This window comes from Aeromonas sp. 600774 (assembly GCF_049175075.1).
Lineage (GTDB): Bacteria > Pseudomonadota > Gammaproteobacteria > Enterobacterales > Aeromonadaceae > Aeromonas > Aeromonas veronii_A.
Map to the genome: position 1 here is coordinate 239,933 of NZ_JAAKUJ010000001.1, position 23,517 is coordinate 263,449.

General features: G+C 58.2%; 20 protein-coding genes. 11 read left to right on the forward strand and 9 right to left on the reverse strand.

All coding sequences use genetic code 11. The annotated features are described in order from the left end of the window. Positions 1 to 24 precede the first annotated feature (24 nt). Both lolD and lolE read left to right on the forward strand, forming a co-directional pair. Positions 25 to 723, forward strand: a complete 699-nt coding sequence (gene lolD, locus G5171_RS01015) for a lipoprotein-releasing ABC transporter ATP-binding protein LolD (RefSeq protein WP_198303926.1) — start codon at positions 25 to 27, stop codon at positions 721 to 723. Continuing rightward, the gene (gene lolE, locus G5171_RS01020; RefSeq protein ID WP_005336986.1) at positions 723 to 1,964 is read left to right on the forward strand and encodes a lipoprotein-releasing ABC transporter permease subunit LolE; all 1,242 of its coding nucleotides are present in this window, start codon (positions 723 to 725) and stop codon (positions 1,962 to 1,964) included. The genes lolD and lolE overlap by 1 nt, the downstream gene beginning before the upstream one ends. A gap of 87 nt (positions 1,965 to 2,051) precedes the next feature. Here lolE and yfbR read toward each other — a convergent pair whose 3' ends face one another. Beyond that, positions 2,052 to 2,642: a 5'-deoxynucleotidase gene (gene yfbR / locus G5171_RS01025; RefSeq protein ID WP_139401703.1), complete on the reverse strand. Its 591-nt coding sequence runs from the start codon at positions 2,640 to 2,642 to the stop codon at positions 2,052 to 2,054. A gap of 92 nt (positions 2,643 to 2,734) precedes the next feature. Next, positions 2,735 to 3,169 carry a YccF domain-containing protein gene (locus G5171_RS01030; RefSeq protein WP_005336982.1) on the reverse strand — a complete coding sequence of 145 codons (435 nt, stop codon included), beginning with the start codon at positions 3,167 to 3,169 and terminating at the stop codon, positions 2,735 to 2,737. A 441-nt stretch (positions 3,170 to 3,610) separates the two neighbouring features. Here G5171_RS01030 and tig point away from each other — a divergent pair, with 441 nt between their 5' ends. The 6 genes from tig to ppiD all read left to right on the forward strand — a co-directional run bounded on the left by tig (position 3,611) and on the right by ppiD (position 12,049). Continuing rightward, the gene (tig, locus tag G5171_RS01035; RefSeq protein WP_005345092.1) at positions 3,611 to 4,921 is read left to right on the forward strand and encodes a trigger factor; all 1,311 of its coding nucleotides are present in this window, start codon (positions 3,611 to 3,613) and stop codon (positions 4,919 to 4,921) included. An 86-nt stretch (positions 4,922 to 5,007) separates the two neighbouring features. Further along, on the forward strand, positions 5,008 to 5,631 hold the full coding sequence (clpP, locus tag G5171_RS01040) for an ATP-dependent Clp endopeptidase proteolytic subunit ClpP (RefSeq protein WP_005336979.1): 624 nt from the start codon (positions 5,008 to 5,010) through the stop codon (positions 5,629 to 5,631). A gap of 70 nt (positions 5,632 to 5,701) precedes the next feature. After that, complete coding sequence (clpX, locus tag G5171_RS01045) at positions 5,702 to 6,976, forward strand: ATP-dependent protease ATP-binding subunit ClpX (protein ID WP_201938413.1); 1,275 nt, start codon at positions 5,702 to 5,704, stop codon at positions 6,974 to 6,976. A gap of 141 nt (positions 6,977 to 7,117) precedes the next feature. Beyond that, on the forward strand, positions 7,118 to 9,472 hold the full coding sequence (gene lon, locus G5171_RS01050; RefSeq protein WP_421259679.1) for an endopeptidase La: 2,355 nt from the start codon (positions 7,118 to 7,120) through the stop codon (positions 9,470 to 9,472). A 240-nt stretch (positions 9,473 to 9,712) separates the two neighbouring features. Next, a complete protein-coding gene (hupB, locus tag G5171_RS01055; RefSeq protein ID WP_005315375.1) occupies positions 9,713 to 9,985 on the forward strand; it encodes a nucleoid-associated protein HU-beta in 273 nt (90 codons plus the stop codon). Between the two features lie 150 nt (positions 9,986 to 10,135). Further along, positions 10,136 to 12,049, forward strand: a complete 1,914-nt coding sequence (gene ppiD, locus G5171_RS01060; RefSeq protein WP_421250253.1) for a peptidylprolyl isomerase — start codon at positions 10,136 to 10,138, stop codon at positions 12,047 to 12,049. Positions 12,050 to 12,272: 223 nt separating this feature from the next. On the opposite strand, the gene G5171_RS01065 is transcribed toward ppiD, so the two are convergent. From G5171_RS01065 to G5171_RS01085, 5 genes are all read right to left on the reverse strand, one after another. After that, a complete protein-coding gene (locus G5171_RS01065; RefSeq protein ID WP_005336974.1) occupies positions 12,273 to 13,865 on the reverse strand; it encodes an ABC-F family ATPase in 1,593 nt (530 codons plus the stop codon). A gap of 165 nt (positions 13,866 to 14,030) precedes the next feature. Then, positions 14,031 to 15,683, reverse strand: coding sequence for a cation acetate symporter (locus tag G5171_RS01070; RefSeq protein ID WP_026035062.1), 1,653 nt, complete (start codon positions 15,681 to 15,683; stop codon positions 14,031 to 14,033). An 11-nt stretch (positions 15,684 to 15,694) separates the two neighbouring features. Next, positions 15,695 to 16,006 (reverse strand): DUF485 domain-containing protein, encoded by a 312-nt coding sequence (locus G5171_RS01075; protein ID WP_157160654.1) that lies wholly within the window; start codon positions 16,004 to 16,006, stop codon positions 15,695 to 15,697. Between the two features lie 105 nt (positions 16,007 to 16,111). Next, the gene (locus tag G5171_RS01080; RefSeq protein ID WP_157160655.1) at positions 16,112 to 16,738 is read right to left on the reverse strand and encodes a 3'-5' exonuclease; all 627 of its coding nucleotides are present in this window, start codon (positions 16,736 to 16,738) and stop codon (positions 16,112 to 16,114) included. Between the two features lie 2 nt (positions 16,739 to 16,740). After that, positions 16,741 to 18,528 carry a putative nucleotidyltransferase substrate binding domain-containing protein gene (locus tag G5171_RS01085; protein ID WP_421259680.1) on the reverse strand — a complete coding sequence of 596 codons (1,788 nt, stop codon included), beginning with the start codon at positions 18,526 to 18,528 and terminating at the stop codon, positions 16,741 to 16,743. 168 nt (positions 18,529 to 18,696) lie between these two features. On the opposite strand from G5171_RS01085, the gene G5171_RS01090 reads away from it, so the two are divergent. Then, entirely contained in the window at positions 18,697 to 19,503 is an 807-nt protein-coding gene (locus G5171_RS01090) for a crotonase/enoyl-CoA hydratase family protein (RefSeq protein ID WP_337072130.1), read from the forward strand. Positions 19,504 to 19,573: 70 nt separating this feature from the next. Here the strand turns inward: G5171_RS01090 and G5171_RS01095 are convergent, their stop codons facing one another. Continuing rightward, positions 19,574 to 21,073 carry an alanine/glycine:cation symporter family protein gene (locus tag G5171_RS01095; protein WP_421250251.1) on the reverse strand — a complete coding sequence of 500 codons (1,500 nt, stop codon included), beginning with the start codon at positions 21,071 to 21,073 and terminating at the stop codon, positions 19,574 to 19,576. A gap of 349 nt (positions 21,074 to 21,422) precedes the next feature. Between G5171_RS01095 and G5171_RS01100 the strand changes: the two genes are divergently transcribed. Next, positions 21,423 to 21,860, forward strand: coding sequence for a GNAT family N-acetyltransferase (locus G5171_RS01100; protein ID WP_216978638.1), 438 nt, complete (start codon positions 21,423 to 21,425; stop codon positions 21,858 to 21,860). Positions 21,861 to 21,931: 71 nt separating this feature from the next. Beyond that, positions 21,932 to 22,702: a zinc-dependent peptidase gene (locus G5171_RS01105; protein WP_421259802.1), complete on the forward strand. Its 771-nt coding sequence runs from the start codon at positions 21,932 to 21,934 to the stop codon at positions 22,700 to 22,702. Positions 22,703 to 22,782: 80 nt separating this feature from the next. Here G5171_RS01105 and G5171_RS01110 read toward each other — a convergent pair whose 3' ends face one another. Next, positions 22,783 to 23,379: an acetate uptake transporter gene (locus G5171_RS01110; protein ID WP_005345103.1), complete on the reverse strand. Its 597-nt coding sequence runs from the start codon at positions 23,377 to 23,379 to the stop codon at positions 22,783 to 22,785. Positions 23,380 to 23,517 lie beyond the last annotated feature (138 nt).

A 23,517-nucleotide genomic window follows, 5' to 3' on the forward strand; every position in this document is an offset into this window, starting at 1 on the left:
ACTGGCGTAAGTGGAGCCCCTGTTATGAATGAAGCCGTATCCCGTGAACCTCTGCTGCGCTGCCAGGCGCTCAATCATGTCTATAAAGAGGGGGAGCTGGAGACTCAGGTGCTCAAGGGGATCGATCTCTGTGTCGCGCCCGGTGAAATGCTGGCGGTGGTGGGGAGCTCGGGCTCCGGCAAGACCACTCTGCTGCACCTGATGGGGGCGCTGGACAACCCCTCCAGCGGCGCCGTGCTGTTCAAGGGTGAGGATATCCACCACTGGGACAGTCGTACCCAGGCTCGCTTTCGCAACCGCGAGCTGGGCTTTGTCTACCAGTTCCACCACCTGCTCTCCGAGTTCAGTGCGTTGGAAAATGCGGCCATGCCGCTGCTGATCGCCGGTGAGTCGGTGGCGGTTGCCACCGAAAAGGCAACCAAGATGCTGGGGCGGGTGGGGCTCTCCCATCGCTTGAATCACCGTCCCTCCGAGCTTTCTGGTGGCGAACGTCAGCGGGTGGCGATCGCCCGAGCGCTGGTCAACGAACCGAGCCTGGTATTGGCGGACGAACCCACCGGCAATCTGGATCACGCCAGTGCTACTGCTGTCTACGAACTGCTGTGTGAACTGAACCGTGAACTGGGCACTGCGTTTGTGGTGGTGACCCACGACCTGAGCTTGGCGGCCAAGCTCCATCGCCGGGTGAACCTGGTGAGCGGCGTGATGGCGGAGGTTGCCTGATGTTCAAACCGCTGCCCCTCTTTCTGGGCCTGCGTTACAGCCGCTCCCGCCGTCGCAACGGGTTTATCGCCTTTATTTCTGCCTCTTCCCTGATCGGTATCGCCCTCGGGGTGATGGCGCTGATCTTGGGCCTCTCCGCCATGAACGGTTTCGAGCGGGAGCTTAAAGATCGGGTGCTCTCGGTCGTGCCGCAAGGTGAGCTGGACGCCGTCGAGCGGCCGTTGCCGGATTGGCCACGTCTGCGTGACTACCTGCTGGCTCAGCCGGGCGTTGAGGCGGCAGCGCCGGTCATTCGCCTCAATGGCCTGCTGGAGCATGGCTCTGCCCTCAAGGGGGTGCAACTGCGCGCAGTGCTGCCCGATCTGGAAGCCAATCTGTCGGATGCGGGCAAATACATGACGGGCCGTGGCCTGCGTGAGCTGCAACCGGGTGAACGTGGCGTGATCCTTGGCAAGACCATCGCCGACAAGCTGGGCGTCAAGGTGGGGGATTCTGTTGCCCTGCTGCTGCCGCAAGGGGGCGATCAGGCCGGGATTAAGAATCCCCGCCGCGAAGCCCTGACCGTGGTGGGGCTGCTGGAGATCGGCGGTCAGCTCGACGGCCTGCTCGGCTTTATGCATCTGGCCGATGCGCAAGCGATCACCGGCATGGGCAGCGATGTGGAGGGCTTCAGCCTGCGGGTGAGCGATGTGCTTAATGCACAAAATATTACGATCGCCGCGGCGCAGCAGTTCCCTCATCACGTCTATATCCGCAGCTGGATGAACAGCCAGGGCTACCTCTATCAGGACATCCAGATGGTGCGTACCGTCATGTATGTGGTGATGCTGATGGTGGTGGCCGTCGCCTGTTTCAACATCGTCTCCACCCTGGTGATGGCGGTGAACGAGAAGCGCAGCGAGATCGCCATCCTCAAGACCATGGGGGCGAGCCCCGGCCAGATCCGGCTTACCTTCGTCATTCAGGGGATGGTCAACGGTGTAGCCGGTGCGCTGCTTGGCGCCCTGCTGGGCGGGCTGCTTTCGAGCAAGCTGACCCAGATCCTGAGCGTTGTCGAAAAGCTCATCGGCCATCGCTTCCTCAATCCGGATATCTACTTTATCGACTTCTTGCCGACCGAGTTGCATATGCAGGACCTGCTCATCGTGACGGGCGCCGCCATCCTGATGAGTCTGGTGGCGACCCTCTATCCCGCCTGGCGGGCGAGCGGTCTGGTACCCTCCCGCGAGCTGGGTCACTGATGCGTTGCATCTAATGCGCAATAAAGAACGAAGGGCCCGCCGGTGCAAACCGGCGGGCCCTTCTGTTTTCTGGTCATGTAGACTGGCTTAGTGAGCGTTCAGCTCATCGAGTGGCAGGGAGAAGCTGGCCACAAAGGTGTCGATAAAGTAGCGCATCTCATCGCTCATCCGCGCTTCCAGCATGGCCTCAAGGCGTTTGCGAGCCGGTTCGAACTCCCGGTTACCCGCGTTGATCTCCTCCAGACACTTGGTATAGGCGCAGAGGGTGTCGGCATCCTTGACCAGTCTGGCCAGCTCGTCATCCTGGGCTGCCGAATCGAGCAAGGGGCGAAAGTCATCGATCAGTTCTGGCGGCAGCATGCCAAGCAGACGCTGTTCGGCGGCCAGCTCTATCTTCTTGTACTCGCGGGCGATCTCGGGATTGAAGTATTTGACCGGGGTAGGCAGATCGCCGGTCAGCACCTCACTGCTGTCGTGATAGAGGGCCATCACGGCGGCGCGGTCGGCATTCACGCTACCGCCAAACAGCCGGTTTTTGATGATGCCGAGGGCATGGGCCACCATGGCGACCTGCAGGCTGTGCTCGGCGATGTTTTCCGGCTGGATGTTGCGCATCAGGGGCCAGCGGTAGATGAGTTTCATGCGGGCGAGATTGGCGAAAAAGTGGCTGGGTAACATGATGGCCTCAACAAAAGAGAATAGAAAAGGGCAGACTCTAGTCTGCCCTTTTTTTCGTTGCAGGGCAGCGTCTGCCCGCGTATTTCCCGCCGTTAGCGGATATAGCGGCCCGATTCCGCCTCCTGATTGGTCACAATCATCTGGCCAATGGGCGCCAGGCTGATCAGCGCCAGCTTGAGGTGCTGGATACCGAACGGGATACCGATAATGGTCACAAAGCAGGCCAGTGCGGAAGCGATGTGGCCGATGGCCAGCCAGACACCGATCAGCACGAACCAGAGGATGTTGCCAATCAGCCCCAGAGTGCCGGTGCCTATATCACTCTGGCCGGTCATGGTCTTGCGATTGACCGCCTGCTTGCCAAACGGGAAGAAGGTAAAGGTGCCGATCACGAAGCAGGCTCGTCCCCAGGGAATGCCGACCAGCGAGATAAAGCAGACAAGACCGGCCAGCCACCAGGCCAGGCCCATAAAGACACCTCCCAGTACAAACCAGAGCAGATTGAACAAGAAGCGGAAAAAGGCCATGTGAGTGACTCCAGAACATCAATTTGGTTGCCACCATAACGAGGGAGGGGTAGGGACGCAATGGTTGATTGGCCCAATCGCCATTTGGCTGGACAAATTGAGTCGCCGCCCGCAACGGTGGGCTGTTTTTCGGTGAAAGATGGGCAATAAAGCGGCGTTCGGATGAAAAAAGGTGAACAAACGCAAAATTATTGCCATCGGATAGTTGAAGTCTGGCACCTCTCTCCCCATATAAAGGGCAGTTTTGCACGAATTGTGCTTGCACGCCGCTCAATGTGGGGGATGTGTGGCTCGACTCGACCAAAGTGCGCCGCTATAATGCCGCGTCATATTTTCTCATCACAAAGACATATCGTTGTCTTTATAAACAGGAAGACTCCGGGCTTTGCCCAGGGGCAATAAAGGGTCAGCACACAGTGCTGAGTTGAACGAGGTAGAAGAATGCAAGTTTCTGTAGAGACAACCCAGGGTCTGGAACGCCGTCTTACCATCACTGTACCGGCCGCTACCGTAGACGCCGCTGTGCGTAAAGAATTGAATGGCCTGGCCAAAACTCGTCGCATCGACGGTTTCCGTCCTGGCAAGGCTCCGGTTGCCATCATCAAGAAGATGTTCGGCGCCATGGCTCACGCCCGCGTTGCTGATGAAATGATGCAGAGCAACTTCATCAAAGCCATCATCGAAAACAAACTGAGCCCGGCCGGTGCCCCGACCATGGATCCGAAAGAGATCAAAGAAGGTCAGGATTTCGAATTCACCGCCACTTTCGAAGTGTATCCGGAGTTCGAAGTTGCAGGTCTCGAGACCATCAAGGTCGAGAAGCCGGTTGCGACCGTGAAGGACGAAGATCTGGCCAACATGATCGACACCCTGCGCAAGCAGCACGCTACCTGGGCTGATGCCGATGTTGCCGCTGCCAATGGCATGCGTGTGACCATGGACTTCGTCGGTTCCATCGACGGTGAAGAGTTCGACGGCGGCAAAGCTGAAGGCTTCAACCTGGTGCTGGGCGCTGGCCGCATGATCCCGGGCTTCGAAGACGCCATCCTGGGCAAGAAAGCGGGCGACGAGTTCACCATCGAAGTGACCTTCCCGGCTGACTACCACGCTGAAAACCTGAAAGGCAAAGAGGCCAAGTTCGCTTCCAAGCTGATCAAGGTTGAAGAGCAGATCCTGCCTGAGCTGACCGAAGAGTTCGTGAAGCGTTTCGGTATCGAAAGCGGTTCTGTTGAAGAGCTGAAAGCCGAAGTGCGCAAGAACATGGAGCGCGAACTGGCTCAAGCCCTGAAAAACAGCGTGAAAGAGCAAGTTCTGAACGGTCTGGTTGAAGCCAACCAAATCGACCTGCCGAAAGCTGCCGTTGCTCAAGAGATCGACGCACTGCGTCAGCAGGCTCTGCAGCGCTTCGGTGGTTTCCAGGGCGGCAACGCTCCCGAGCTGCCGGCTGAACTGTTCCAGGCTCAAGCCGAGCGTCGTGTACGTGTAGGCCTGCTGCTGGGTGACGTGATCCGCACCAACGAGATCAAGGCTGACGATGCCCGTGTAAACAGCATCATCGAGTCCATGGCGACTGCCTACGAAGATCCGAAGGAAGTGATCGAGTACTACCAGAAGAACGAACAGATGCTGAACGGCGTTCGTAACCTGGCAGTAGAAGATCAAGCCATCGACCTGATCCTGTCCAAAGCGCAAGTGACCGAAAAAGAAGTTGCATTTGACGAAGTGATCAACAAGTCTGGCGCCGCTGCCTAAGAACATTTGACTTAAGGTCAAGACTGTTAAGTATAATGGCTCGTGTGATCTCCACTCGGGCCATTTTATTTTAGGGACAATGCCTTATGTACAAGAACTATAACGATATGACCGATTCTCCCAGCAATGCGCTGGTCCCCATCGTGGTCGAACAGACTGCCAAGGGTGAACGTTCCTACGATATTTACTCCCGTCTGCTGAAAGAGCGGGTGATCTTCCTGACCGGTCAGGTTGAAGATCACATGGCCAATCTGGTGGTTGCCCAACTGCTGTTCCTCGAGTCCGAGAATCCGGACAAGGACATCTATATCTACATCAACTCGCCGGGTGGTTCGGTGACTGCGGGCATGTCCATCTACGACACCATGCAGTTCATCAAGCCGGATGTCAGCACCGTCTGCATGGGGCAGGCCTGTTCCATGGGTGCCTTCCTGCTGGCTGGTGGCGCCAAGGGCAAGCGTTTCTGCCTGCCTAACGCCCGTGTGATGATCCACCAGCCGCTGGGTGGCTTCCAGGGGCAGGCATCTGATATCCAGATCCACGCCCAGGAGATCCTGAAGATTAAAAATACCCTGAACGAGCGCCTGGCGTTCCACACCGGTCAGGACATGGCTACTATCGAGCGTGACACCGATCGTGACAACTTCATGTCCGCCGAGCAGGCTGTGGCCTATGGCTTGGTAGACGGTGTCCTGAGCCAGCGTAGCTGAGCAGGGTGTCCCGGTCTGTTGTAAACTCAACAGGCCGATCCATCCTCTATTGATAAAACGAGGTTGCTGAATGACAGAAAAACGCAAGGGTGAGGGTGATAAGCTGCTCTACTGCTCTTTTTGCGGCAAAAGCCAGCATGAAGTGCGCAAGCTGATCGCTGGCCCTTCCGTCTACATATGCGATGAGTGTGTCGAGCTGTGCAACGACATCATCCGCGAAGAGATCCGCGAGATCTCGCCCAAGCGCGATGGTAACGAGCTGCCGACCCCTCATCAGATCCGCGCTCATCTCGATGACTATGTGATCGGGCAGGAGTATGCCAAGAAGGTGTTGGCCGTTGCCGTCTACAACCACTACAAGCGTCTGCGCAACAGCGGCGAAAACAGTGGTGTGGAGCTTGGCAAATCCAACATCCTGCTGATTGGCCCGACCGGCAGCGGCAAGACCCTGCTTGCCGAGACTCTGGCTCGCCTGCTGGATGTGCCGTTCACCATGGCCGATGCGACCACCCTGACCGAAGCAGGTTACGTGGGCGAGGACGTGGAGAACATCATCCAGAAGCTGCTGCAAAAGTGCGACTACGACGTAGAAAAGGCTCAGCGTGGCATCGTCTACATCGACGAGATCGACAAGATCTCCCGCAAGTCGGACAATCCCTCCATCACCCGCGATGTCTCCGGGGAAGGGGTACAGCAGGCACTGCTCAAGCTGATCGAAGGAACCATCGCTTCCGTGCCACCGCAAGGTGGTCGCAAGCACCCGCAGCAGGAGTTTTTGCAGGTTGATACCTCCAAGATCCTCTTCATCTGTGGTGGTGCCTTTGCCGGTCTGGACAAGGTGATCGAGCAGCGTTCCGTGAAGGGGACCGGTATCGGTTTTGGCGCCGAGGTAAAATCCAAGGATGCCAAGGCCACCCTGAGCGAGACCTTCGCCAAGGTAGAGCCGGAAGATCTGATCAAGTATGGTCTGATCCCCGAGTTTATCGGCCGTCTGCCGGTGGTCGCGACCCTGACCGAACTGGACGAGGCTGCCCTTATCCAGATCCTGAAAGAGCCGAAAAACGCACTGACCAAACAGTACGCTGCGTTGTTCGATCTGGAAGGGGTTGAGCTCGAGTTCCGTGACGACGCACTCAACGCCATAGCCCGCAAGGCGATGGAGCGTAAAACCGGTGCTCGTGGTCTGCGTTCCATCGTGGAAGCCGTACTGCTGGATACCATGTATGACCTGCCTTCTCTGGAAGGGGTCAGCAAGGTGGTGATCGACGAGACCGTGATCAAAGGGGACTCTGCGCCCTTGATGATCTACGAAAATCCCGAGACCCAGGCTGCTGCATCAGAGTAAATGTCTGATTTTTAATCAAATGGAAGGGGCTTTTTGCCCCTTTCATGCTTTTTGCGGTTTCGGCGATTGAATCTCATCTCTGCGCCCCCATATACTCAGCCAAGCGCTTTGCCAACGGTATAACAAGCCGAGAGGACATATATGAACCTAGAGCGTTCAGAACGCATCGAGATTCCCGTCCTGCCTCTTCGTGACGTGGTGGTTTACCCCCACATGGTCATTCCACTCTTTGTGGGGCGGGAAAAATCCATTCGCTGTCTGGAAGCGGCCATGGAGCAGGACAAGAAAGTTCTGCTGGTGGCCCAGAAGGATGCGTCAACCGACGAGCCGACGGTGGAGGAGATCTTCTCCGTCGGGACAGTGGCCAATATTCTGCAGATGCTCAAGCTGCCGGACGGCACCGTCAAGGTGCTGGTAGAGGGGGGACAGCGTGCCCGCCTGGAGCGGATGATCGACGACAAGGATTTCTTTGTCTGCGAGGCCCAGTACATCCCCTCCCAAGCCATTGAGGAGAAGGATCAGGAAGTGCTGGTTCGCTCCGCCATCGGCCAGTTTGAAGGCTATATCAAGCTCAACAAGAAGATCCCGCCCGAGGTACTGACCTCGATCTCGGCGATCGACGATGCTGCGCGTCTGGCTGACACCATGGCGGCCCACATGCCGCTCAAGCTGGAAGACAAGCAGAAGGTGCTGGAGATTGTCTCTGTCTCCGAGCGCATCGAATTCCTGATGGCGATGATGGAGTCGGAAATTGACCTGCTGCAGGTCGAGAAGCGCATCCGTACTCGCGTCAAGAAGCAGATGGAAAAGAGCCAGCGCGAGTATTACCTAAACGAGCAGATGAAGGCCATCCAGAAAGAGCTGGGTGAGCTGGAAGATAGCCCAGATGAGTTTGAAGCCCTCAATCGCAAGATTGAAGAGGCTGGCATGCCGGAAGATGCCCGTGACAAGGCGCAGGCCGAGCTTGCCAAGTTGAAAATGATGTCGCCCATGTCTGCCGAGGCTACCGTGGTGCGCAGCTATGTGGACTGGATGGTTCAGGTGCCGTGGAAAGCGCGCTCCAAGGTCAAGAAAGACCTTGGCAAGGCGCAAGAGGTGCTGGATGCCGATCACTATGGCCTGGAGAAGGTCAAGGATCGCATCCTTGAATATCTGGCGGTACAGGCACGGGTGAACAAGCTCAAGGGCCCCATCCTCTGTCTGGTTGGGCCTCCCGGTGTGGGCAAGACCTCCCTTGGCCAATCTATCGCCAAGGCGACGGGCCGCAAATATGTGCGGATGGCCCTCGGTGGGGTGCGTGACGAAGCGGAGATCCGCGGTCACCGCCGTACCTATATCGGTTCCATGCCTGGCAAACTCATCCAGAAGATGGCGAAAGTCGGTGTGAAGAACCCGCTGTTCCTGCTCGACGAGATCGACAAGATGAGCTCGGACATGCGCGGCGATCCCGCATCCGCCTTGCTGGAAGTGCTGGATCCGGAACAGAACAACAGCTTCAACGATCACTACCTGGAAGTGGATTATGACCTGTCGGACGTGATGTTCGTGGCCACCTCCAACTCCATGAACATCCCGGGCCCGTTGCTGGACCGGATGGAAGTGATCCGTCTCTCCGGTTACACCGAAGATGAGAAGCTCAACATTGCCAAGCAGCATCTGGTTGCCAAGCAGATCCAGCGCAACGGCCTGAAAGAGTCCGAGATCACCATCGAAGATTCTGCCCTGGTCGGGGTGATCCGCTACTACACCCGCGAGGCGGGGGTGCGGAGTCTGGAGCGCGAGATCTCCAAGATTTGTCGCAAGGCGGTCAAACGCATCCTGCTGGACAAGAGCATCAAGCATGTTCAGGTCAATCAGGAGAACCTCAAGGAGTTCCTCGGGGTGCAGCGTTTCGATTACGGCAAGGCCACCGACCAGAATCAGGTGGGTCAGGTGTGTGGTCTGGCGTGGACCGAAGTGGGGGGCGATCTGCTCACCATCGAGACCACCAACATGCCGGGCAAGGGCAAGCTCACTTATACCGGTTCCCTCGGTGAAGTGATGCAGGAGTCCATTCAAGCGGCGATGACGGTGGTGCGCACCCGTGCCGAGAAGCTGCGCATCAACGCCGACTTCTACGAGAAGCGTGATATCCACGTGCACGTGCCGGAAGGGGCCACCCCGAAAGATGGTCCGAGCGCCGGTATCGCCATGTGTACCGCACTGGTCTCCAGCTTGACCGGTAATCCGGTTCGTGCTGATGTGGCGATGACAGGAGAGATCACCTTGCGCGGCGAAGTACTACCCATTGGTGGTCTGAAGGAGAAGTTGCTGGCAGCCCACCGTGGCGGCATCAAGCGAGTGCTTATTCCGAAAGAGAACGAGCGTGACCTTGAGGAGATCCCGGCAAACGTCAAACAAGACCTTGAAATTTATCCTGTTCGCTGGATTGACGAGGTGCTGGAATTGGCGTTGCAGGACAATCCGCAGGGGTTTGAGCGCGTTTCTGTCGTGTAAATGTTGATGCGCCGCAAATTTGGCGCATTCGGCGGGTGGTTAAGGCTTGCATGCGCCCGATAACGGAAGTAGCCTTGACCACCGATCGGGTACTCGTGATGAGTCGCAATGCGTTGTGTGGCGCGGGTTTGCGCCAGATTGTCACTTGCAACTGATCAGGAGGCTTGCTATAAAACCTCCACTTGTTGTGGCCAGGGAAATCAGCGCCGCAGCGGTGTTCGATAAAAGGGGAATATAAGAGTGAATAAATCTCAACTGATTGACAAGATTGCAGACGGTGCCGATATCTCCAAAGCTGCCGCTGGCCGTGCATTGGATGCCTTCATTGATGCTGTTGGTGAAGCGCTGAAAGAGGGTGACCAGGTTGCTCTGGTCGGTTTTGGTACTTTCGCTGTACGCGAGCGTGCTGCCCGTTCAGGCCGTAACCCGCAGACTGGCGCGACCATCGAAATCGCTGCTGGTAAAGTTCCTGCCTTCAAAGCTGGTAAGGCCCTGAAAGACGCTGTTAACTAAGTCGGTCGCTGATATCCGTCGGCTACCGTCCTTGGTCGCAGACCAGACAAGTTAGAGAGTCTTCTCTCATACTGATTGACCAAGGCGCATCGCAATCGGTGCGCCTTTTTATTGTTTACGCCCATCGAGTTCGGGAGCATAAGTACAAACATGATGTTGGATAAACTACGCGAAGGGGCGCAGGGCAAGGTAGCCAAGGTTATCTTGGGCCTGATCATCCTCTCCTTTGCCTTGGCTGGTGTAGGTAGTTACCTGAACGGCCCGGCCCGTACCGCCCCCGCCACCGTCAATGGCACCGAGATCAGTGCTGCGGCACTGGAAAATGCCTACCGTAACGAGCGCGCCCGCATGGAATCCCAGATGGGAGAGGCATTCAGCCAGCTGGCCGCGAACCCCGATTACATGAAACAGTTCCGCCGTGGCGTGCTGGATCGGCTGATCGATCAGGCGCTGCTGGACAGCAAGGCCCGTGAACTGGGTCTGCGCATCAGCGATGAACAGATCAAGCAGGCCATCGTTGCCATGCCGGAGTTTGCCGAGAACGGCAAGTTCAACAATGACCGCTATCTTCAGTTGATCCGTCGTGCTGGTATGACTCCCGAAATGTTCCGTGACTCCCTGCGTCAGGATATGGTGCGTCAACAGCTGATGAGCGCCCTGCTGGGCACCGAATTCTCCCTCAAGGGTGAAGCGGAGCAGCTCGACAAGCTCTACAACCAGACTCGCGATCTGCGCCTGGTTCGTCTGGCTGCCGCCAACTACATGGCTGACGTTCAGGTCTCCGACAACGAGCTGGAGCAGTACTACAAGACCAATGGTGCCCGTTTCATGAACGACGAGCAGGTCAAGGTCGACTATCTGCTGCTGGACGCCGCCAACCTCGCCAAAGATATCAAGGTCACCGAGCAGGATGCCCAGGATTACTACGATCAGCACCAGGATCTGTTCCAGCGTGCCGAGCGTCGCCACGTGGCTCATATTCTGATCCCGTTTGGCAAGGATGAGAAAGCGGCTGAGCAGAAGGCCGAGGCCGTATTGGCCAAAGCCAAAGCTGGAGATGATTTTGCTGCATTGGCCAAGGCTGACTCCTCCGATACCTTCTCTGCCAAAAAAGGCGGCGAGCTGGACTGGTTCGAGAAAGGGGTGATGGATCCGGCTTTCGAGAAGGCGGCCTTTGCCCTGAACAAGGCTGGTGATCTCTCCACCGTAGTGAAGAGCCCGTTCGGTTTCCACATCATCAAGCTGCTGGGGGTTCAAGCTGCCCAGACCAAGCCGTTTGCCGATGTGAAGGAAGAGACCATCACTCGTCTGCAAGCTGACAAGGCCAAGGAGAAATTCTTTGCTGAGCAGCAGAAGATGGCTGACCATAGCTTCGAGAACCCGGACTCGCTGGATCTGACTGCCGAGGCAATGGGGATGAAGGTCGATTCTACCGATTACTTCACTCAAACAAATGCCCCAGCACCGCTGAACGATCCCAAGGTGCTTTCTGTGGCGTTTTCCGAGCAGTTGCGCGAGGACAACACCAACTCCGACGTGATCGAACTCACCGATGGCAAGGCGCTGGTACTGCACATCACCGGTCACAAGCCCAAAGCGGTCAAGCCGTTGGCCGAGGTGAAAGAGCAGGTGATTGCCGCCATCAAGCATGACAAGGCTAGCGAAGTGGCCCGTGGCAAGGCTCAGGGTTTGCTGGACAAGCTGAAGGTCGGTGAGAGCATAGATGGGGACCTGGCTGCTTTGGGGCTGAAAGTAGAAACCCACAAAGGGGTTTCCCGCTTCGAACGGGCGATGGATGAGAATCTGGTCACAGAAGCCTTTATGTTGCCCCATCCCAAAGATGGCAAGCCCAGTGTCGGGTTGGTTGCAGAGAACAATGGTGATCGCGTGGTAGTTGCGCTGGACAAGGTCAACGTCCCTGCCGCCGCATCCGGCATGGCCGCCATGCTGCAAGCTCAGCTGGGTCAGGGCAAAGCCCAGGTGGATTACAAGTCTCTGATCGACGAGCTGCGCAAAGCGGCCAAGATCGAGTACTTCACCAGTGTGGAAGCGACCGTCGAGTAATCGGCACTGCCCAATCCATTGAAAACGGCTCCTTGATGGAGCCGTTTTTTTATCTGTGGGCAAGAGGGGGGGATATTTAAGCTCTGCTCTCTGCTCTCTGCTCTCTGCTCTCTGCTCTCTGCTCTTCGTGTAGTCACATCGCGGCTATACGTCCTGATACGGGATATAAAAAAACCGGCACCTGAGTGCCGGTTTTGCATTGCGCACTTGCGCAGGAGTGGGGTTATACCACGCCCTGGGTGCGCAGGTAATCCTCGTAGGTGCCGCCGAAGTCGCGGATACCATCTTCGCTCAGCTCCAGAATGCGGGTCGCCAGAGAGGAGACGAATTCGCGGTCGTGGGAGACGAAGATCAGGGTGCCTTTGTACATCTCGAGAGCCAGGTTCAAGGATTCGATAGATTCCATGTCCAGGTGGTTAGTCGGCTCATCCATGATCAGGATGTTGGGGCGCTGCATCATCAGCTTGCCGAACAGCATGCGGCCCTGTTCACCACCGGAGAGCACCTTGACCGGCTTCTTGATGTCGTCCTGGGAAAACAGCAGACGGCCCAGTACGGAGCGCACAGCCTGCTCGTCTTCGTTATCCTGTTTCCACTGGGCCATCCAGTCGAACACGTTGAGGTCGGTATCGAAATCTTCGGCGTGATCCTGAGCGTAGTAACCGATCTGGGCGTTTTCGGACCACTTGATGGTACCGGTATCCGGTGCCAGATCCCCGACCAGCGTCTTGATCAGGGTCGATTTACCGATACCGTTGGTACCCAGAATGGCGACCTTTTCACCCACTTCCAGCATCATGTTGAGGCCCTTGAACAGGGGCGCCTCGCCATAACCTTTGGACAGGCCTTCGATCTCCAGAATGTTGCGGTAGAGCTTCTTCTCCTGCTCGAAGCGGATGAAGGGGTTCTGACGGCTGGAGACCTTCACTTCCTCAATCTTGATCTTGTCGATCTGCTTGAGGCGGGAGGTCGCCTGGCTGGACTTGGAGGCGTTGGCACTGAAACGGGAGACGAAGGATTGCAGATCGGCGATCTGGGCCTTCTTCTTGGCGTTGTCGGCCAGCAGACGCTCGCGCGCCTGAGTGGCGGCCAGCATGTAGTCATCGTAGTTGCCCGGATAAACGCGCAGCTCACCGTAGTCCAGATCCGCCATGTGGGTACAGACGGAGTTAAGGAAGTGACGGTCGTGAGAGATGATGATCATGGTGCTTTCACGTTCGTTGAGCACCTGTTCCAGCCAGCGAATGGTGTTGATATCCAGGTTGTTGGTCGGTTCGTCCAGCAGCAGGATATCGGGGTTGGAGAACAGTGCCTGTGCCAGCAGCACCCGCAGTTTCCAGCCAGGAGCCACTTCGCTCATCGGGCCGTTGTGCTGCTCGATGGGAATACCGGCACCCAGCAGCAGTTCGCCTGCGCGAGATTCGGCGGTATAGCCGTCATACTCGGCGACCAGACCTTCCAGCTCGGCGGCCTTCATGTAGTCGTCGTCGGTCGCTTCGAGGTTAGCGTAGATGGCATCGCGCTCGGCGATGGCCGCCCACAGCTCGGTGTGACCCATCATGACCACGTCCAGTACGCGCATATCTTCGTAGGCGAACTGATCCTGACGCAGCTTACCGATGCGCTCGTTGACGTCCAGGCTCACATTACCGCCAGTGGGCTCCAGATCACCGCCGAGGATCTTCATAAAGGTGGACTTGCCACAGCCGTTGGCGCCGATAAGGCCATAGCGGTTGCCGCCGCCAAACTTGACGTTGATGTTCTCAAACAGCGGCTTGGCGCCGAACTGCATGGTGATGTTGTTGCTACTTAACAAGGTATGTGTCCCGATTGGTCTGTCAAATGGCGCGCATTATGGCACAGATCCCCCGAAAGTTTTAGCGAGAAGTGTGATCTTGATCGGGGCAAGCGGGGCGTGCAGCCGATTGATGGGCAATAAAAAAAGCCGGCACGAGGCCGGCTTGGGAGTGTGATTGACTCATCAGTGGGAGGTGGCGCCAGAGGCACCCAGCCCGGTTTGGGAGCGAACGAACTGCGGCAGGAACTTGGCGTGTTCGTCAGCGGCGTTCTGGGAGCTGTCGGTGATGGAGAAGAACCAGATCCCGACGAAGGCCAACCCCATGGAGAAGAGGGCAGGGTATTCGTAGGGGAAGATGGCCTGGGCATGGCCCAGCACTTTCACCCACACGGTCGGGCCCAGGATCATCAGGGTTACGGCGCTCACCAGTCCCAGCCAGCCACCGTAGACGGCGCCACGGGTGGTCAGGCGTGACCAGAACATGGAGAGGAACAGTACCGGGAAGTTGCAGCTGGCGGCGATGGAGAAGGCCAGACCCACCATGAAGGCGATGTTCTGCTTCTCGAACAGGATCCCCAGACCAATGGCAACCACGCCCAGCACCAGAGTCGTCATCTTGGAGACACGCAGTTCATCGGTCTCGTTGGCCTTGCCCTTCTTCAGCACACTGGCATAGAGGTCATGGGAGACCGCAGAGGCACCGGCCAGGGTCAATCCGGCAACTACCGCCAGAATGGTGGCAAATGCCACGGCGGAGATGAAGCCGAGGAACAGGCTGCCACCAACCGCATTGGCCAGGTGGACGGCTGCCATGTTGGTGCCGCCCAGCAGGGCGCCGGTGGCGTCCTTGAAGGCCGGGTTGGTGCTGACCAGCAAGATGGCGCCAAAGCCAATGATGAAGGTGAGGATGTAGAAGTAACCGATAAAGCCGGTGGCGTAGAACACCGATTTACGCGCCTCTTTGGCGTCACTCACGGTGAAGAAACGCATCAGGATATGGGGGAGACCGGCGGTACCGAACATCAATGCCAGCCCGAGCGAGATGGCGGAGATGGGGTCAGCAACCAGGCCACCCGGACTCATGATGGCGATCCCTTTCTCGTGCACCTTGACCGCTTCGCTAAACAGGGCACCGATATCGAAGTTGACCGATTTCATGACCATGATGGCCATGAAGCTGGCACCGGAGAGTAGCATCACTGCCTTGATGATCTGCACCCAGGTAGTGGCCAGCATGCCGCCAAACAGCACGTAGAGCACCATCAGGATACCGACCAGCACCACGGCCACATGGTATTGCAGGCCAAACAGCAGCTCGATCAGTTTGCCGGCACCGACCATCTGGGCGATCAGGTAGAGGGCGACCACCACCAGCGAACCACAGGCGGAGAGGGTACGCACTTCAGTCTGCTTGAGACGATAGGAGGCGACATCGGCAAAGGTATATTTGCCGAGGTTGCGCAGCCGCTCGGCGATCAGGAACAGAATGATGGGCCAGCCCACCAGAAAACCGATGGAGTAAATCAGGCCATCGTAGCCGGAGGTGTAGACCAGCGCGGAGATCCCGAGGAAGGAGGCGGCGGACATATAGTCACCGGCGATGGCCAGACCGTTCTGGAAGCCGGTGATACGGCCACCGGCCGCATAGTAGTCGGAAGCCGAGCGGTTGCGCTTGGAGGCCCAATAGGTGATGAACAGGGTGGCGGCCACAAAGACCACGAACATCACGATGGCCGATACATTGAGGGGTTGGCGTTGTACCTCGCCGGTCAGCGCATCCGCTGCCAGCAGGGGGGAGGAGGCCAGTGAGGCCAACAGCAGCCACTTGCCTTTCATGCTTTTTGCGCTCATGACTGCACTCCCTTGAGGATCTTCTGATTCAGCTCGTCAAACTCGCCGTTGGCCCGAAACACATAGATGCCGGTCAACACGAAGGAGGAGAGGATCAGTCCCACCCCGACCGGAATGCCGCGAGTAATGGTCGACCCTTCGCTCAAGGGGGTGCCCAGCCAACCGGGGGCAAAGGCGATGAGCAGAATAAACGCCAGGTAGAGTCCCAGCATCAGAGCCGAGAGGGCCCAGGCAAAACGCTGGCGCTTGGCGACCAGCTCCTGGAAGTTGGGATCTTGCTGGATCCTCAGATAGCTTTGCTGTTCCATTGCAGTTCTCCATGACATGAGTGTCAGCGGTGGATGGGGTAACCCCGACGAGCAGGCAATCTGCTCATGTAAGCAAAATGTGAATTAAATGTTATTTTCCGACAATTAGACTTTGGGATAAGTGAGCGGCGAGCCGCAGGTCAGGCGCAGGTAGATGAGCGCGGCCGTGGTGGCATCGGCAAGGGCATCGTGGGCGGGCAGGGATGGCAGTTCAAGGTGGCTGCAGATGGCGTTCAAGTGGAGGTCAATGGCCGCATCGGGATAGCGACGATAGAGGTGGTCGTGATAGAGCTGGCTCACCTCGATCCCTCGCTGGGGCAGGGTCAATCCCCACAATTTCTGGCAGGCGAGATTGAGAATGCGCAGGTCGTAGGCGATGTGATAGCCCACCAGTTCACGGGGGCCGATAAAGTCGAGCAGCAGGCGCAGCGCGGCTTCCAGCTCCATCCCCTGTTGCAGATCCTGATGGCGCAGACCGTGGATCACCACCGATTGGCCGGTCAGGCTGGCCGGTGGCTGCACCTTGATGGCGAGAGCCTCGCCGGTCAGCAGCCGGTTGCCCTGAATGCGCACCGCCCCGATGGAGACGATCTCAGCCTGCTCGGGATCGAGACTGGTGGTCTCGAAATCGAGAGCGATCCGTTCATCTTTCGGTGGGGTGGCAAAGAGCGGCGCGAACTCGCCCGTTCGGAACCCGCGGCCATACCAGTAGCGTCGAGCGCGGCTCAACATGACTATTGTCTCAGACGAAAGTGCAAGGTGAGCCACTGCTGGAACTTCTTAACCTGATGCAGCGCCTGACGCAACAGATCCCGCTCACTGTGGCTAAGCTCGCTTGTCTGCACCCGACTATTGCCCCCCTTGAGCTGGCTGCGCAGCCTCAGCCGGATAAAGAGCCGAAACGCCTCTGCCAGATTGCTGCCATAGTCGGTACTGAGCCGCTCGGCGGCCACCAGCGCATCGATGCGTCCCAGGGTCGAGGTCTCCAGAATGCCTGCCTCAATGGCCAGCATGCGGATACCGTGCACCAGCGGGAACAAGCCGCCCCGCTTCAGATCCAGCCCTTCCGGTGGCTGCTCCAGCCGGCCAAACAGGGTGAGGGGGGCATGAAAGGCCACTGCCGGTCGCACCATATCCGCCAGCAGGTCCCGTCTGTCCGCCAACTGTTCGCGCAGCGCTCTGGCAACCGGCAGATGGAGCTGTCGATCCCCCGCGATGGGGTGAGCATCGGCCAGGGTGGCGAGCCAGAGTAGCTCATCCTCTTTTGCCGTGGTGCAGGCGCTGGCAATGGCGCTTTGCCACTCGCTGCCTGTTTTTACCCAGGCCGGATTGTTCACCATCACCTGCCCGGGGCACAGCGGGTAGCCGAGGCGCTCCAGCAGGGCGCTGAATTCGGCCAGATCGGCTGCCTGGGTGGGCCATGCCAGCCCCTCTGGCAGGATCAGGGCGTTGTCCTGATCGGTTTTGAGGATCTGTTCGCCGCGCCCCTCCGAGCCCAGCATCAGCAGGCAGACCTTATCCTGCACCTCGGGGGGGATCACCAGCGCAAAGGCTTTGGCGATCAGCTGTTCGTTGATGGTGGCGATGAGCTTCATCAAAAAGGCGGTGTGGATCCCCTGTGTAAACAGCGAGCGGGTCAATTGCTGCTGCTCGCGGGCCACCGCCTCCAGTGCCGGCAGGCTGTCGGCGCGGGCAATGCGCAGGGTCAGTACGTGGGAGTGGGTCGAGAAGAGCCCCAGCACCTGAGTCAGTTGCAAGATGCCCGCCACTTCGTTGCCACGCCACACCACCAGTCGCTTGATGCGATGGCGGGTCATCAGCAGCAGGGCATCAAACAGATAGCTCTCCAGCGGCAGACCAATCAGCGGCGTGGGGGTCAGCACCGAGAGGGAGGCCGTCAGCGGCAATCCCTTGAGGGTCAGGGCGTGGAGCAAGGTCTTGCGGGTTGCCAGCGTGAGGGAGCCGTCGTGGGCCGGGTAGAGCAGGCAATCGGTCCCCTTGCTCACCATGGCTTCGGTCGCCGCGAGCAGTGACAGCTTGCTGTCGACGATAAGCGGTGCCTGCAGGTGGCCGGGTTCGATGCGGGTCAGGATAAATTCAGCCAGATTCTTCTGACCCAGTTGTTCGCGTTGCTCCTGCTGGCGCTGGCGCTCGGCCAGATTGGCGGTGAAGTAGCTGGCAAACTGCGGATCTTGCTCACAGAGCGCCAGAAAGGTGTGGCGAGGAATGAGTTGGCAGAGGCTATCTTCCAGTGCGGTGAAGCGGTGGCGGCAGCGACCATCAAACTGGGCGCGCACATCGAACAGGTCATCAACCCCGTAATCACCAAACTGGTGGTGAGGGGCCGACTCTTCCACCGCCCCCTTGATGATGAGATAGAGGCCGGGAGGCTCGTCCCCCTCCTTGAGCAGCAGATCCCCGGCCCGAAAATAGCAGAGCGAGAGGTGACGGGAGAGCCGCTCGCGCGCCTCCTCGCCCAGTCGGTCGAACGGTGGTCTGGCAAAATTGAACAGGGTTGACATGACAGCGTCCTCTGCTGGCTTGCGGCACTCATGCAGCTCCCAGTGTGACAAAGGGAGAGGGAGGCGACCAGCCGACTTTAGTCTCAGCTGTACCGCCTGTTTACACTCTGATAACGTAGTGGTATGACCAGTGAGTCAGTTTCAGGGATCAAGGAGAGGACAAGGAAGATGGAAAAACCAAGGGTCAAGTGCGAGATCCACGACGGGATTGCCGAAGTGATGCTGACGCGGGGGGACAAACTCAATGCGCTGGACCGCACCATGTTCAGTGCCATCGATGAGACATTGACGCAGCTCGCCCGGCACAAGGGGTTGCGGGCGGTGATCCTGCATGGCGAGGGGCGGGCCTTCTGTGCCGGGCTGGATGTGAAATCCATGCTCAAGCAGCCAGTGGCGGCACTCGATATTCTCAAGCGCGAGGCGGACGAGGCGACCAATCTGGCCCAGCGTGTTGCCTATGGTTGGCACCAGCTGCCGGTGCCGGTGATTGCAGTGACCCAGGGAGTCTGTTTTGGCGGTGGCTTGCAGATTGCGCTCGGCGCCGATTTTCGCTTCAGCACCCCCGATTGCCGCTTCTCGGTGATGGAAATCAAGTGGGGGATCATCCCCGACATGAGCGGTAGCGTCACCATGCGTAACCTGATGGGGCTGGATACAGCCATGGAGCTGGCCATGAGCGGGCGCGAGCTCGATGCCATCGAGGCCAAAGCTCTAGGGATGGTGAGCCGGGTCTGCGCCGATCCGCTGGTGGAGGCGCGAGAGTTTGCCCGCACCCTTATCACCAAGTCGCCGGATGCACTGGCGGGGATCAAGCAGCTCTACAGCCAGGCCTGGGCCCGCAGTGACGAGGCGATGCTCAAAGAGGAGACCCGGCTGCAAAAGCAGATCCTGGGGCGACCCAATCAGTGGCGGGCCACCCTTAACAGCCTGTTTCGTTGGCGTCTGCCCTTCGGGCCGCGGCGTAATCCGCTCTGAGATAAGGTGACAGGAAAAAGAAATGGCAGCCGAGGCTGCCATTTAAATTGATGTCTTATGTCGTTCTGGTTCAGGAGGTCTTGCGATCCTGATCCGGCTCGAACTGATGGCCCGATTTCTCCAGCTCCAGGTTCTCTTCGGAGCGCTTGCCCACCCAGTAATCGGCATTTTTGATGCCGAGCTTCTCCGGGTGGAACACTGGATCCAGCCCTTGCGCCTGCTGCGCTTCATAATCCTTCAGACAGGTGAAGGCGGTCTTTTGCAGCAGCAGAATGGCGATGATGTTGAGCCATGCCATCAGGCCAACCCCGATATCACCCATGCCCCACGCCAGATCTGCGGTCTTGACGGTGCCGTAGACAGTGGCAGCCATCAACGCAATCTTCAGCAAGAAGGTGAGCCAGGGGCGATTAATCTTGCGGTTGATGTAGGCGATGTTGGTTTCGGCGATGTAGTAGTAGGCAACGATGGTGGTGAACGCGAAGAAGAACAGCGCGATGGCCACGAAAATGCTGCCAAAGCCCGGCATCATGCTCTCCATGGCGGTCTGCACATAGCCCGGGCCTGCTGCGATACCGGCAATACCCGTGTAGATGGCGGCGCCGTCCGGCCCTTGTACATTATAGAGGCCGGTGATCAGCAGCATAAAGCCGGTGGCGGAGCAGACGAACAGGGTGTCGATATAGACGGAGAACGCCTGCACCAGACCCTGCTTGGCCGGGTGACTCACTGCCGCAGCAGAGGAGGCGTGCGGCCCGGTACCCTGACCCGCTTCGTTGGAGTAGACCCCGCGTTTTACCCCCCACATGATGGCCAGACCCAAAATGGCACCGAAACCGGCATCCAGACCGAAGGCGCTCTTCCAGATCAGCAGGATCACGCCTGGCAGTTGGCCGATATTGAGGGCGATGATGACGCAAGCCACGATGATGTAACCCAGCGCCATGAAGGGCACTACGGTACTGGCGAAGTTGGCGATACGCTTGACGCCACCGAAGATAATAAAGCCGAGCAGCAGCGCCAGACCGGCGGCGGTGACGTTCGGATCGATATTAAAGGCGGTCTGCAGGCTGGAGCCGATAGAGTTGGCCTGCACCCCAGGCAGCAGCACGCCGCAGGCGAAGACGGTCGCGATGGCGAAGGTCCAGGCGTACCACTTCATGCCAAGCCCTTTCTCGATATAGAAGGCCGGGCCGCCGCGGTATTCACCGTTGATCTTCTCCTTGTAAACCTGACCCAAGGTGGACTCCACGAAGGCGGAGCTGGCGCCAAGGAAGGCAACCATCCACATCCAGAACAGGGCGCCCGGACCACCGAAGGTGATGGCGGTCGCCACACCGGCGATGTTACCGGTCCCCACGCGACCTGCCAGGGTCATGGCCAGCGCCTGGAAGGAGGAGACACCGGCATCGGTGCTCTTGCCATCAAACATCAGGCGCACCATCTCTTTGATATGACGCAGTTGCAAAAAACGGGTGCGCAGGGAGAAGTAAAGACCGACCCCCAGACACAGGTAGATGAGCGCTGGGCTCCATATTACACCATTGATGGCATTGACGATTTCATTCATGTACAACAACTCCTTTGTTGTGTTTGTGGCGCTGTCTTGGCGAGATCTTGGCCTCGCTCTCTGTCACAGTTTGGGGCTCATTTGTTAACAGTCCGAGGTAAGCAAACGAGGGTGGCTCCAAGTGGTTTGGCAGGGCGCAAACCCGCGCCATGCATGGGAGGTAACATATCGAGTTGAATCCATTCTTCCCAGCTAAAAATGTTGTTTTGTTGCAAATTTGTGAATTGACAAGGGTGGGTGGATAATGGCAGGCAGCGTTTTCTATGAGTAAAGATGAAATCCTCCTTGTTGATCTGCGCCGGACAATGTGACGGGCGTAACACAATGGAAAGCAAACATGAGGCCAACAATGAACAATGACCCTGACACCTTGACGATCTGTCCCCCTGAGGCCGACGACGGGAGCGCCATCGCCCACCTGTTCATCCAATTGGGGTATCCTGCCGAAGGCGCTGACGTGACGGCGCGCCTGTTGGCGCCTGATCCCGCGAGCTCCGTGCTGCTCGCCTCCCAGGCTGACAAGGTGGTCGGCGTGCTGGTGTGGCACAAGCTGGCTCCACTGCATGTTGCACCAGCTTGGGGCCTGATCTCGGCGCTGGTTGTCGATGAAGGGGCAAGAGGGGCGGGAGTGGGCACAGCCTTGCTCAAGGGCGCCGAAGCGATGGCGCGGGCCGCTGGTTGCGCCCAGCTGGAGCTCTCCAGCAGTCTCAAGCGCGAGGCGGCACACCGTTTCTATCTGGCGCAGGATTATCAGGAGCGGCCGAAACGGTTCGTCAAACTGCTGTAACCTGTTTTTTTACATCAAAAGAAGGAGTAGGTGTGCTGGGATGGTTCAAATGGCTGGGTGGTCGCCCGAAAATGCCCATGAGTGAGGATGAGTTGGCACTGTGGCGTCAGGCGCTGGCGGCTGTGCCCATCTTGCAAGGGCTCAGCAACACCGAGCAGACGACGCTTATCGGCTTGGGGCAACAGCTGCTCAAGCGCAAGACCCTCACCCTGATCGGGGTAGAGCTCAGCCGCCGTCAACAGGCGGTGCTGGCGCTGCAGGCGGCGTTGCCCATCTTGCACCTCGGCCTTGACTGGTATCGCGGCTTTCACGAAATCATCATCATTCCCGAACCCGTGACCCGGCGCCAGGAGGTACAGGATGAGTTCGGTCTGGTGAGTGAGTTTGAAGAGGAGAATGCTGGCGAATCCTGGCCGCAAGGGCCGCTGGTGCTGGCCTGGAGCGAACTGCAGCAAGATGGCGACTGGGACGGCTTTAATCTGGTGATCCACGAGCTGGCCCACAAACTCGACATGCTGGGTGGTGAGGCGGACGGTGCGCCGCCGTTGCCGGGGCTGATGAGCAGCCAGCTGTGGCAACAGGCCTTTCAGAGCGCCTTCGATACGCTGTGCCAGCAGCTTGATCGGGACGAGGTAACCGCCATCGATCCCTATGCGGCCGAACATCCCGCCGAATTTTTTGCCGTCAGCTGCGAGTGCTTCTTTACCGACCCGCTGCGGTTGCAGCAGGTTTATCCGGCGGTATACCGACAACTGAGCCAGTTCTTCAGTCAGGATCCTGCACTGCGTTTCCCCGCAACCCGCTTGCTGGCGGGGGAGGGGGACACTGGGTCACTTGGCTGATAACCGATCTGTTGAACGGTTATTCGAGATAGCAAAAAGGCACCCTCGGGTGCCTTTTTCACAATCTGAGGGCTTGCCTATCAGGCAGCGGCTTTCAGCTGTACGGCGGCGGCTTTCTTGTGATCGCCGATCGGCATTACGGTGCGGCCGAACTGCTCGTTGATCACGGTGGCCATGGCCAGGTAGATGGCGCTGGCACCACAGATGATCCCTTCGAAACCGGCGATGGTGCCGATCAGGGTGCTGCCGGTGAAGTCACGGGCGGCCAGCAGGAAGAACAACACGGTCAGGGAAGCGAACACGAACTGCTTCACGCGCGGGTAGTTGACGGTGCCAACCAGCATGAACAGGGTGAACATGCCCCACATCAGCAGATACCAACCCATGTAAGCGTGCGGAGTGGCTTCGGCCAGACCCATGGTCGGCATCACCAGCAGGAACACCAGGCTCCACCAGAAGGTGCCGTAGGAGATGAAGGCGGTCACACCGAAGGTGTTGCCACGCTTGTACTCCATGATGCCGGCGATGATCTGGGCCAGACCACCGTAGCACAGGCCCATGGCCAGGATCATGGCGCTGATGGGGAAGAAACCTGCGTTATGGATGTTCAGCAGGATGGTGGTCATACCGAAACCCATCAGACCCAGAGGGGCAGGGTTGGCCAATTTTTCGCTCACGTGGCATTCTCCAAAAATAGAGGTGGGGGTTAACAAAAGACGCGCGATTTTAGGCAGGCTGCGGCGCGCCCGCAAGGGGGCAAGGGGGATAAATCGTAAAAAAACTACGTGATTATTTGCATCAGAGGCCAAACGCTC

Coding starts and splice junctions, on each gene's coding strand:
- lolD (WP_198303926.1), top strand. CDS start 25: ATGAATGAAGCCGTATCCCGTGAACCTCTGCTGCGCTGCCAGGCGCTC.
- lolE (WP_005336986.1), top strand. CDS start 723: ATGTTCAAACCGCTGCCCCTCTTTCTGGGCCTGCGTTACAGCCGCTCC.
- yfbR (WP_139401703.1), bottom strand. CDS start 2,642: ATGTTACCCAGCCACTTTTTCGCCAATCTCGCCCGCATGAAACTCATC.
- G5171_RS01030 (WP_005336982.1), bottom strand. CDS start 3,169: ATGGCCTTTTTCCGCTTCTTGTTCAATCTGCTCTGGTTTGTACTGGGA.
- tig (WP_005345092.1), top strand. CDS start 3,611: ATGCAAGTTTCTGTAGAGACAACCCAGGGTCTGGAACGCCGTCTTACC.
- clpP (WP_005336979.1), top strand. CDS start 5,008: ATGTACAAGAACTATAACGATATGACCGATTCTCCCAGCAATGCGCTG.
- clpX (WP_201938413.1), top strand. CDS start 5,702: ATGACAGAAAAACGCAAGGGTGAGGGTGATAAGCTGCTCTACTGCTCT.
- lon (WP_421259679.1), top strand. CDS start 7,118: ATGAACCTAGAGCGTTCAGAACGCATCGAGATTCCCGTCCTGCCTCTT.
- ppiD (WP_421250253.1), top strand. CDS start 10,136: ATGATGTTGGATAAACTACGCGAAGGGGCGCAGGGCAAGGTAGCCAAG.
- G5171_RS01070 (WP_026035062.1), bottom strand. CDS start 15,683: ATGAAAGGCAAGTGGCTGCTGTTGGCCTCACTGGCCTCCTCCCCCCTG.
- G5171_RS01075 (WP_157160654.1), bottom strand. CDS start 16,006: ATGGAACAGCAAAGCTATCTGAGGATCCAGCAAGATCCCAACTTCCAG.
- G5171_RS01080 (WP_157160655.1), bottom strand. CDS start 16,738: ATGTTGAGCCGCGCTCGACGCTACTGGTATGGCCGCGGGTTCCGAACG.
- G5171_RS01085 (WP_421259680.1), bottom strand. CDS start 18,528: ATGTCAACCCTGTTCAATTTTGCCAGACCACCGTTCGACCGACTGGGC.
- G5171_RS01090 (WP_337072130.1), top strand. CDS start 18,697: ATGGAAAAACCAAGGGTCAAGTGCGAGATCCACGACGGGATTGCCGAA.
- G5171_RS01095 (WP_421250251.1), bottom strand. CDS start 21,073: ATGAATGAAATCGTCAATGCCATCAATGGTGTAATATGGAGCCCAGCG.
- G5171_RS01100 (WP_216978638.1), top strand. CDS start 21,423: ATGAACAATGACCCTGACACCTTGACGATCTGTCCCCCTGAGGCCGAC.
- G5171_RS01105 (WP_421259802.1), top strand. CDS start 21,932: ATGCCCATGAGTGAGGATGAGTTGGCACTGTGGCGTCAGGCGCTGGCG.